This window comes from Mucilaginibacter psychrotolerans (assembly GCF_004519315.1).
Classification (GTDB): Bacteria; Bacteroidota; Bacteroidia; order Sphingobacteriales; family Sphingobacteriaceae; genus Mucilaginibacter; species Mucilaginibacter psychrotolerans.
On record NZ_SOZE01000063.1, the window covers coordinates 1 to 10800 of the forward strand.

12 protein-coding genes are annotated in these 10800 nt (G+C 38.9%); 10 read left to right on the forward strand and 2 right to left on the reverse strand.

What is annotated here, in order from left to right; genetic code table 11:
* Nucleotides 1-334: 334 nt before the first annotated feature.
* From E2R66_RS27755 to E2R66_RS27795, 9 genes are all read left to right on the forward strand, one after another.
* Nucleotides 335-1564: a site-specific integrase gene (locus E2R66_RS27755; protein WP_133237079.1), complete on the forward strand. Its 1230-nt coding sequence runs from the start codon at nt 335-337 to the stop codon at nt 1562-1564.
* 92 nt (nt 1565-1656) lie between these two features.
* Nucleotides 1657-2031 (forward strand): hypothetical protein, encoded by a 375-nt coding sequence (locus tag E2R66_RS27760; RefSeq protein ID WP_133237081.1) that lies wholly within the window; start codon nt 1657-1659, stop codon nt 2029-2031.
* Nucleotides 2032-2128: 97 nt separating this feature from the next.
* Nucleotides 2129-2893, forward strand: a complete 765-nt coding sequence (locus E2R66_RS27765) for a hypothetical protein (RefSeq protein WP_133237083.1) — start codon at nt 2129-2131, stop codon at nt 2891-2893.
* Nucleotides 2894-3052: 159 nt separating this feature from the next.
* Nucleotides 3053-3325: a helix-turn-helix transcriptional regulator gene (locus E2R66_RS27770; protein WP_133237085.1), complete on the forward strand. Its 273-nt coding sequence runs from the start codon at nt 3053-3055 to the stop codon at nt 3323-3325.
* Nucleotides 3326-3338: 13 nt separating this feature from the next.
* Complete coding sequence (locus E2R66_RS27775) at nt 3339-3599, forward strand: helix-turn-helix domain-containing protein (RefSeq protein ID WP_133237087.1); 261 nt, start codon at nt 3339-3341, stop codon at nt 3597-3599.
* 282 nt (nt 3600-3881) lie between these two features.
* Nucleotides 3882-4286 carry a plasmid mobilization protein gene (locus E2R66_RS27780; protein ID WP_133237089.1) on the forward strand — a complete coding sequence of 135 codons (405 nt, stop codon included), beginning with the start codon at nt 3882-3884 and terminating at the stop codon, nt 4284-4286.
* Entirely contained in the window at nt 4261-5247 is a 987-nt protein-coding gene (locus E2R66_RS27785; protein WP_133237091.1) for a relaxase/mobilization nuclease domain-containing protein, read from the forward strand. The genes E2R66_RS27780 and E2R66_RS27785 overlap by 26 nt, the downstream gene beginning before the upstream one ends.
* Nucleotides 5244-5768, forward strand: a complete 525-nt coding sequence (locus E2R66_RS27790) for a hypothetical protein (protein ID WP_133237093.1) — start codon at nt 5244-5246, stop codon at nt 5766-5768. Before E2R66_RS27785 ends, E2R66_RS27790 begins: the two co-directional genes overlap by 4 nt.
* A gap of 140 nt (nt 5769-5908) precedes the next feature.
* Nucleotides 5909-7147: an IS110 family RNA-guided transposase gene (locus tag E2R66_RS27795; protein ID WP_158288531.1), complete on the forward strand. Its 1239-nt coding sequence runs from the start codon at nt 5909-5911 to the stop codon at nt 7145-7147.
* A gap of 173 nt (nt 7148-7320) precedes the next feature.
* Here E2R66_RS27795 and E2R66_RS27800 read toward each other — a convergent pair whose 3' ends face one another.
* A complete protein-coding gene (locus tag E2R66_RS27800) occupies nt 7321-8850 on the reverse strand; it encodes a S41 family peptidase (protein WP_158288532.1) in 1530 nt (509 codons plus the stop codon).
* A 25-nt stretch (nt 8851-8875) separates the two neighbouring features.
* Nucleotides 8876-9274, reverse strand: coding sequence for a helix-turn-helix domain-containing protein (locus E2R66_RS27805; RefSeq protein ID WP_133237099.1), 399 nt, complete (start codon nt 9272-9274; stop codon nt 8876-8878).
* 130 nt (nt 9275-9404) lie between these two features.
* On the opposite strand from E2R66_RS27805, the gene E2R66_RS27810 reads away from it, so the two are divergent.
* Complete coding sequence (locus E2R66_RS27810; protein ID WP_158288533.1) at nt 9405-10487, forward strand: HEPN domain-containing protein; 1083 nt, start codon at nt 9405-9407, stop codon at nt 10485-10487.
* The last annotated feature ends 313 nt before the right edge of the window (nt 10488-10800 follow it).

The following is a 10800-nucleotide window of genomic DNA, read 5'->3' on the forward strand; positions in this document are numbered from 1 at the left end:
CAAAAATCAAGGCTTTCAGGGCTACTTCAAGAGGCGTTAGAGATACTACCTTTTTCCTCTTCAGACTTGCTAAAATCTATGCTTAATCTTTTCTTCCCCCCAACTTTTCTCCTTGATCCAAAATGAGACCTATTCGGTTACCCATTTTAAATTCTTACGTTTGGGTCACCAAAAGCATTATAACGTATTGATAGTCAATTAATTAATTAGTTTTTTTTTGACACATTTTGATACGGTTTGATATCTGTTTTTTATTCAGACCGGTGACCCTTTTTCAAGGGACATATCAAATCAGTCAAAACCATGCTTTTGTAAATTATTAATTGAAATAGCTATGAGTACCACAAACAACACCTTCGGCGTTGCTTTTTACCTTAAAAAGCAAAAGACCACCCAAGCGGGAAAATCACCGATTTATGCCCGCATTACAGTAAACGGCAAGCGTATCGAAATTTCTGTTAAACGCTCTATTGAGGAAAATAACTGGAACGCTACTAAAGGAATGGCAAAGGGCAGCCGCGAAGAAACCGTTAAACTGAATAAGTACCTTGACCAATTTAAGGCCGGAATTATTGACAGCTACCAACAGCTTTTATTGCAGAAAAAATTTATCACCGTTGAACTCTTAAAAGAAAAGGTTACTGGGGGCGATCAGGCCGAGTTTACACTATGTAAATTAATGGAATATCATAATTCAGATCAAGGGCAGCTATTGGAGGCAGGCACGATGAAAAACTATTATACTACGCAGAAGTATATTAAAGAGTTCATCAAAGAGCGCTTTAAAACCAACGATAAATACCTATCAGAATTAAGCTATAAGTTTATTACGGACTTCGAGTACTACCTGCGCAACAGAACGCCGGAGAAAGGCCAAAAAGCCCTAAATAACAATGGCCTGATGAAACATATTGAAAGGTTTTGCAAGATGATCAATCTTGCTGTAAGGTTGGAATGGATAGACCGCAACCCTTTTCACGCTTACCAGTTGAAATTTGATAAGGTAGAACGTGAATACCTAACCAAAGACGAATTGGCAAGGATTGAAGCCAAGAAATTCAACATTGTACGGTTACAGGTAGTTCAAGATCTTTTTGTTTTCAGTTGCTATACAGGACTGGCTTATATTGATGTGTTTAATTTAACGCCTGCTAACCTGATAACGAAATCCGAGAATAACATTTGGATTGCTACCAACAGGCAGAAGACAAACGAACCGGTAAGAGTACCTTTGTTACCTAAAGCCTTAGCGATCATTGAAAAATATAAAGGGCATCCTCAAGCATTAGCCGAGGGCAAGGTATTACCTACGCTAAGTAATCAAAAGCTAAACAGCTATTTAAAGGAAATTGCTGATACGTGCGACATTACCAAACCCCTTACCTTTCATATTGCCCGGCATACATTCGCGACAACGGTAACATTGACCAATGGCGTACCTATAGAAACTGTAAGTAAATTGTTAGGGCACAGCAAACTGACCACAACACAAATTTATGCTAAGGTGGTAGAAAGCAAATTAACAGATGATATGGCGCAGCTTAGTAAGCGGCTGCAAGCCTAACCACAAAAGCTAACACAAAGCCCTACACCTAAAAGTGCAGGGTTTTGTTTTTAGTAACTGTTTCGGTAGCTTTATCTATAAAATCGTTCACTTTGAAAAAGCACCTTGTAAACTTGTTATTCGAGCAATATAAATTAGCCTCGTTCGTAGGCAAACTAAGCGATCTCGGCGTTGAAATAGACAATCTGCGCATCAATAATCACGAAATTGTTTTAGATATTATAGGCTTTCCAAAAGATGACCAGGAAGAACAATTAAATAGACTGGAAGCGATTAAAGCCCTCACGAGCTACGATGTTAAGAATCCACCCGATGGCTTTTTCAGCAGGGAAGACCTATACGACCGCTATTTAACTACACTTGTTAATTTAGGTACGGATGAAAGTATTGTATTAACCCATAACGGCTTAATTCTAAAAAAACAGGACGATGAAAACGCTGTTAAACAGGAATTAGCTAGTATATAGACTGGCTTTACCAGCAGTACCAGTACGGAGAAAATAGAAGCCTTGTTTAAGGCCAGTTGACTATTAGCTTGATTTATTATTAATCTACCAAAGCGCTATGAGGCCACAGTATTTTAAGCATAGAGCTTTATTCGACTTCGATCAGCAAACCAATGATGTTGGTTTCCCTTTGCCGTGGACGAAAGGCAACGAAGACAATCACTTTCTTTTTCGTTTGTATAAGAAAAATAAAGAGCAATACGAACCTTTTTATCAATACCAGCTTAACTTCTTTTTGGGCCGTTACTCAGATGCAAATGAACAGGAGTTTTTTGTTCACGTCAAGCAAATCATAACTGATGCCATAAGCGAGCTTGTCAATAAAAACCGCTACACCTCAAAACATGCAAGGGAGCGACAGAACCGTATGCAATTACAGGAATTTTTAGAATATCTGAACACGCTTGATCAATGGTTTATCCAGTCAACTGACCTGGAGACTATCAAACGTCAACTGGAAGAAATTGCAAAGCTGAACGCTGAAAACAAAAAGCTTAAAGAGGAAAATAAAAAACTCCGGGAACTGGAAACTAAAGACTATATCGACATTCGCGTGGGTAGGCATAAAACACTCTATCACCTGATGTTACAGATTAGGGAACTAAAACTGAACGATAATAAAGAACTGGCCAATGCTACCACGCTGAATATTTGGAGTAAAATGATTGCTAAGTACTTTAGAGCCGGAGGTAAAGAAATCAGCATGGAGAGCGTTAAACGTTATTTCCCGCCGGAGAATAACGCCGATCTTACCAAGTATAAGGACATACCTCAAAAAGACAAGCTCTTTACCATCGTTCCGGCAAAAAAAAGAAGTTTGTAAAAAGACTACTTTGCAAGCTATATAATAATCCCCATCATTTAACAACTAATTGTATTATAACCCATTAGTTGTTAATTAATCTTTCCAATAACCACTCCATTTTGACCTCCAAATTTTTGGAGGTCAGCCTTGCGCTGCTTTTCTGCTTTCATTTGCGGCATGGAAATAATCAATTACGATGCCCTAAGTCATTGCATCAGGGATGCAGTCAGGGCAGAATTACAGGAACATTTTAAGAAAGGCGATAGCCCGCCCGCACAGGTCAATGAGCGGCTATTATCCAAGAAAGAACTGTCTGAAGAATTAGGAGTGTCATTAGTGACAGTAACGGACTGGATGAAAAAGGGATTACCCTTTTTGCGTCTGCACAAACGGGTCTATTTCAAAATGAGCGAGGTACTCGCAATTATGCAACAAAAAATTAAAAGTTAACAAGGAGGGAAAGATGAACATCGAATTTATCACCAAAGATGATTTACGGAGGATAGAAAATTTGTTAGGCGAAATCAAGGGTCTAATAAAACCCGGTCAGGGTCAAAGTAAACAATGGCTGAAAAGCTATGAAATCAGGAAGCTATTAAACATTTCGCCGGGCACCTTACAGAATTTAAGAGTTAACGGAACACTCCGTTATACCAAGATCGGAGGGCTGCTTTATTACAAGTTAGAAGACATTGAAAAGCTATTGGAGGGCAACGCCAGGTGAGGGAAAAAAGCAGCTCCGATGCGAAGCATCGGAAAAAGCAACAGGCGAAGACCAAAGCGAAGCTTTGGTAAAAAGAGCGGCAAAACATACCGCTTGCGGTATAGCTGTATAGTTGTCTATACCGGCCGGAGGCCGTTAACAAAAGGCATTTGCCGATAAGAAGCAAGTTTGTGTTTTTGTTGCCACAAAAACATCCCGGATGCCTACGGCACCGGGCAAACTTGCCTTTTGCGCCCGCTGGTTGCAAAAGGAAAAATTGAAGAAAGAGTAAGGAGTTAACAGATGGAAGCGACAGTAAAGACAACTAACAAACAAGAGGTAAAACAACCAAAAAATAAAGGAGGTGCGCCGAAGAAAAGGGTTAAACGGGAGTTGATTATACGTATTAGGATGACCGCGACCGAGCGCTTTTTTATCGACAATAAAGCCAAAACTGCCGGGATGCGTTCAAGCAGTTGGATAAGGGCAGCCGCTAAAAGCGCAAAGGTGGTTCCGAGATTAACGGACGATGAGCGGCGCATCCTTTGGATGCTTGCGGAGCTGGCCAATAACTTAAACCAGTTAACAAAGCTTGCGCATCAACTTGGACTATTAACGGTAGTAAGGGATTGCGCTAAAATTTTGAACGAGATAGATATTACTTTAAAACATCTCAATAACCATGATAGGGAAAGTGATAACGGGTAGAAGTTTTGGCGGGTGCATTCGCTACGTGGTTCAAAAAAATGATGCGGTGATACTTGACGCCGCGGGCGTGAGAATGCAGCAGGTTAACCAGATCATCAATGATTTTAACCTGCAACGAAAGTACAATCCTAATTTAGGAAAAGCTGTTGGCCATATTGCTTTAAGCTGGAGCATTAACGATGCCGCTAAGTTGAACGATGAGGTAATGGTGATGTTGGCGAAAGAGTATCTGCAAAAAATGAAAATACAGGACACGCAGTATTTAATTGTAAAGCACCGGGACAAAGATCATCCGCATATTCACATCGTTTACAACCGGTTGAGCAACAATGGTAAAACTATATCGGACAATTTTCAAAAGCAGAGGAATGTACTGGTAGCTAAAGAATTGACCTTAAAGCATGGCCTTTATATCTCACCGGGTAAGGAAAAGGTTAACCGACAACAGCTTAAAGGTGAGGACAAGATCAAATATGAATTATTTGATGCCATAAGGGCGGCCAGCAAAAAAGTAAAAAATATCAATGAGCTAAAGCAGGTATTGGCTAAACAAGGTATTGTTACCCACTTGAAATATAAAAGCGGCACTACAGAGGTGCAGGGCATTAGTTTCAGCAAAGGCGAATATAAATTTAAAGGATCAGAGATTGACCGCAGTTTGAGTTATTCGAAACTTAGCCAAGCCATAGAGCAACAGCAGGTTAAACAGGAAAAGAGCTTGGCGGATCAACTGAGAGAAGTGATGGAAAATGCAAAGCAAGAAAAAGGAAGTCAGGATAAGACCGAACAAACCACATATTTAAAGCCGGAGCCAGAAACCCATTACTTGAGGCAATCGCTATCAGCAGGAGCAGATTTATTAGGTGACTTACTTGGCAATATAGCCGACGATGATGATAGCCCGGAAAGAAAGCGTCGAAAGAAAAATGAACAACAACAAAGCAGAGGAATATCAAGATGAAAGAAATAGATGAACTAAACCAAAGAATGGATGGCAACGACGAGATTGTAGATAATCTTGTGAAAAAGTATACCGAGATGGAAAAGCAAGTAACAAGAATCACCGAAAATCCAGTTCCTGATTATTCAGTTCCGATAAATACCATACTTACCGAAGTAAGAGAAATCAAGCAGAACGTCAAACAGAATGAGGAATTGACCTTGCTTAAACAGATCTATGAAAAATTGAGCAAGGCGCCTATATCTGCCACTAAACAATTACGCATTTTATTGTTCCCCGAAACCAACCAGGGGCAATACTATAAAATAGTATTTGGCAGGCTTATTCCCTGGGGGATATGCTTAGTAGTTATAACCTACTTATATTCTTTAGGCGGCAAAGCAATTGATGCATACGGCCAGCATATGCAAAGCGAGCAATCAGCCCATTATCAAAGGGCATGGATTTACCTAAAGCAAATTGCTAAAAAAAGAACTTTATCCGCTATGGATACCGCCTATTTCAAAACAGGAAATAAGTAGCTTAATAGTTATTGAAATCAGTCATAAAAACAAAGTCCCCTTACACTCGCTGTTTGGGGACTTTAACCTAAGTATTATGATTTAGAAAAACACCCGGGCTCATAAAAATGTATTTCATAGATAATCAACGGAGGATATTTATGAAACAACATGTAATTGAAGATGTAAACATTATGCCTCAATTGGACAGAGCCTGCGGTTTGGATATGCACAAAGACAAGATCGTCGGCTTTATCTCTTGTAAGGATGGCAGCAATCAGGAGTTCCGTGAATTTGGTACTTACACTTGTGAACTTAAAGAGATCAGAGATTGGTTACAGGAGAACGACATCCATCATTGTCTGATGGAAAGCACGGGCATTTATTGGATGAGTTTATATGCCATACTTACAGAAGCTTGTATCGAAGTCATTGTGGCAAATCCAGTTCATATTAAGCAGATGCCTAAGCGAAAGACTGATCGCAAGGATGCAAAATGGCTTTGTACATTATTACTACACGGTTTAGTTAGGCCAAGTTTTATGCCTGATAGTACCCAGCGCATAATCAGAGATTATTGCCGTAATCGCCTTTTTTATACATGGCAGCTCAACCGAATAAGGAACCGCCTACTTAAGATACTGGAAAGCAATAACATCAAACTTCGCTCTGTCATCAGTTCGATTCATACTTTATCAGCTATGGATATGATACGACTATTGGCCAAAGGAGTTACTGATCAGGAACAACTTCTCAATTGTGCCAGAGGTAGAGTAAAAGCGAAGAAAGAACAGTTGATAAAAGCTTTGGATGGTACACTTCAAACCTATCACCATACTCAACTTCAAATGTTATTGGAAGATTATGACCATGTGCAAAAACAAGTAGATTTTTTAGATAAATCAATCACGGAGATCATCAGTGAACATTATGCACAAGCCTTTGAATGTCTTGATAGCATCAGTGGCATAGGTGTCAAATCAGCAGAGATCATCATAAGTGAGGCTGGAAAAGATATGAGCCGTTTTCCAACAGCAGATCATTTTACGGCCTGGTGCGGTATTGCACCTGGCAACAACGAGAGTGCGGGTAAACGAAAAAACACTGCAATTAAAAAGGGCAATAGTTATTTAAGAGTTGCAATTGTTGGTGCGGCATGGGCTGCGGTTCGTATGAAAGATTCCTATTGGCATGCCTTATTTGACAAGCTACGTAAGCGAATGAAAGCACAGAAGGCCATTGTTGCTGTTGCAAGAAGATTACTTAAAGTGGTGTACAAGACACTGGAAACATTAACTGTTTATCAGGAAAAAGGTATTGCCCATTTTGTGGACTTACAGGCAAAAGCAGCGTTGTATTATGCCGCAAAACTATCATGGCCGCAAACTGATAATATTTAAACGAACTAAAAGGACGGAAAAGGTAATAGAATAAAAAGTCTGAAACCTAAGCTGCCAAAACTGTAGATAGCATCCAGGCTTGTTCCATGAGAACGCAGAGGAAACTTATTTTTAGCAACAAATACTTGCAAAGCTTCAGCAAAAAAAATGTGTTAACTATAGACAGTCGTGTTTTAATTTTTATTGGCAAAATCAAGTACTTCATCTATTGGTGATAGGGGGTTATGACTAATCAGATAATCAGGGATAACCGGATGCTGGTCTTTTGCATTCCCATTTGCTCTTACAAACTGTTTCGTGGATGTCGTAAAGTTAAATCCCGTATTTGGAAGTTTAATAACGATAAGTTCACCATAATCGTTAGCCGGTTCTCCTGATGGTTCGCCAATTAGCTTGGCAAGTTTGTAATCCTGTATGGTATTAGCTAACATATTTGCGCTGGAAAAAGTGCGGGGGCCAATTAATACCCATACTTTACCGTGATAGCGAACCGGGTTCGCAATAGGCTTTTGTACGTTGCCACCCTTGTTCTCGATTAAAGTTCCATTCTTTGCATTTAAATAATAGCTCATTCTTTGTGATGTATCGCCTCTAATTCGATCCTTATAATCCTGGCTGACCTTCCACTTAACACCGCCAGTCATACGGAATGGTCTTTCAGTAATGTAGCCTAACAATATTTCTGCCAGTACAGAATTTCCGCCGCCGTTATTTCTTAGATCAATGATAAGTTTCTTTGTCGGGCTATTTTTGATTATTGTAAAACAAGAATCAATAAAATTTTTAAAGATGGCCGGCTTAGCAGTTAGAGAATTTAAAGTAAGATTAGCGACGTTTTTTTCCGAAATATAAAATGAATGGTCGACTTTGGGCAAAGATTTCGGTAGGGTTTTGGCTATTTCTGAAACACGGGTAGTAAATGCTGACCAGGTAGAGGAACTCAAAGTGGAATGATAAATCTTTCCATCGCGGAGATAATTAATTTCATACGGGCCGTTGATATGATATAAGTATAAATACACTACTAAATTTCTGCAAACATCTAATGAACGATATTGCTTAAGGCCTCCTGCATAGCCGCTCAACGTATCAATGAGCTTTACAGAAGTTATCCCGTTAATGCTAACGATCTGGTCGCCAGTTTGTAACTTATTTTCTTTTGACGCGTCGGCCCGCACAATGAGGTTGACACCGTTAAACTCCTTTATAATTACCGGGAACAAAATACTTTTGCCACTTTTTAATTGATCTCCGATGTCGTCGGGATAGTTAAAAACACTGTGTCCCTCATTTAATACACCAATCAGGCGAGATATAGCAGGCCAGGCTTGTTCTCCGGTCATATCGTCAAAAAAAGTGTTTCTAACACTATCCGTCACCATTTGATACTTGCTTTTACTAACAGCGTGGAACATGTCTGGGTGTACATCTGCTACAGTTTTAATCAAATAAGATACATCATCATTTAATTGCGTTTTGGAAAAATGCTTTTCTGTAACAGTAGTATCAACGACGATAGCGTAAGATCTTATAGTAACGGATAGTAAAATGACGGTAAAAAGAAAATATAATCTCATAACAGGGAGATGCTTTAAAGAATCAAAAGGTTGCATTAAAGCGAATTTAAGAAAAGATTCCAATGTATTTTTAGAGGAAACCTTATCACAATTGGACAAAAGAATTGTCCTTTTAGATGTTGGCAATGTAATGTTTTTAAACCAACACTTGTTATTTGCTTTTTGGCAGTTCGTTTTTTTCTTTTTCAGCCTGTAATAACCGCTCGTAAAGTTTCTTATTTTCTTCTACCAATTCCATTAGTTTATCTAAAGGATTAAAAGTACAGTGATGGTGAAAATCACCTGAACTGCTATCGTGGAAATTGTTAAAGTAATTAAACACCGCTTCTTCACTGAAATTTTTTATTGCATCAGGAGTTACGCCTAATACAACGGCAACTTTTTCTAAAACATCGTCTTCCAGCACTTCAGTTTGCTCAATCCGAGACACACTTTGTTGACTAACACCCAACTCAACTGCTAAAGTTTCTTGTTTGATGCCTCTTAGTTCTCTGATACGGCTGATCTTTCGACCAATATGATTGTTCGATGGTTTGGCAGATGTTTCCATAAATCAAATATACAAAGAAAATGTAATGGTAAAGATAACGCCCTAACAAGTAAATCACTCACGGTTTGAGTTCGATACGCACCACATACAATTGAATTTTGATTTGAACGATAATCAAAATTCGATGAATATGAACAACATTAATTTTTTCAATGGCTCGGTGATGAATATTGTAATCTTTAATGGGTCAAGTATCACCATAGCAGGCATCACTATGGAAATCGATACGGTGATAGAAACGGCTTACAAACGGTTGTTAGCACAGGCCCATGAACGCATAATGGTTTTAGAAGCGGCACTCAACCGGGAATTTCCAATTGAGGACTTGGTAGATGACCATTATGGTACAGAGGAACAAGGGAAAGAAATGGATGAATTAATCCACAAAGTTGCTGAAAAGTACAATCTGTCCCATATCTTTTGCTTTGCCCGAAAAAACAATATTACAAACGACTTTAATGCTTTTGGTAATTTAAGTTCCGGCGTTGATATAGACCTGCACCACTTTCTATTATTCATAACAAAAGGTTCAGAACGGGTGGAACATGAAATACAGGACTACATTAATAATCACTTTAAAACCTTTAAGGTAACTGCTATATCTCACAGCTTTGAAAGTGCCCGCAACGCCATAGGGCAAGGTAACCGCTTTTTTGTCACCGCATTTAAAGGCATTGCATTGTATCATGATAAGGAAACATTTCTTGATGTTGAAGTGCCGAAACTCAACCCAGCTACTACACTCGAAAAAGCTGAAAAACGATTTCACGATCATATCAGAATGGCATCGGGCTTTTTACATAGTGCGTCTATCTGCATCCGAAATGAAAAGTTCATTGAAAATGGCGTTTTTTCGCTGCATCAGGCAGTCGAGCAGGCTTGCATCGCAATCATAAAAGTGCATACTGGTTACAGGATAGACTTACATAATATTGCGCGGCTTTTAAACCTGTGCCGGTTCATTTCGGAACAACCCATGAACTTATTTCTACCTGGCGATAAAGAGTCTGAAAGATTATTTCAAATCCTTCGGGACAGTTATGGCAATGCACGTTATAAGGAGAATTTTAAAATAGACGAAACGGATGCTATCAATATTTTAGAAAAGGTTGCCGCATTCGTGGAATTAGCAGAAAGTCTTTGTCTTGACTGGATAAATTCTCTACGCACCGAAATAAGTAACAGTAATGAAGTAGAACAAACAAAAGAATGATTATGCCTGCCAAAAAAGAAAAGAGGCGGTAATCATTCCGTCTGAAATGTTTTTTTATCCTATACCTTTTATGTCATCGCGCCAGCGTCTGACACGTGAAGACCTTGCGGAGCATTACGAGCCGCCGAAAGGAAGAAAAGCTTATATGGGTAATCATTACCTGATTATCAGCTTTGAAAATAGTATCCTGACAACCTGAGTTCGATTAATAATTGAGAATAGATTTGCCAATCAAAGGAAATGTAAGTATATTTAAGTGTCTGAAATTCAAATATTTAAATACATTTCCACATGATTGACTTCAATAAAATTA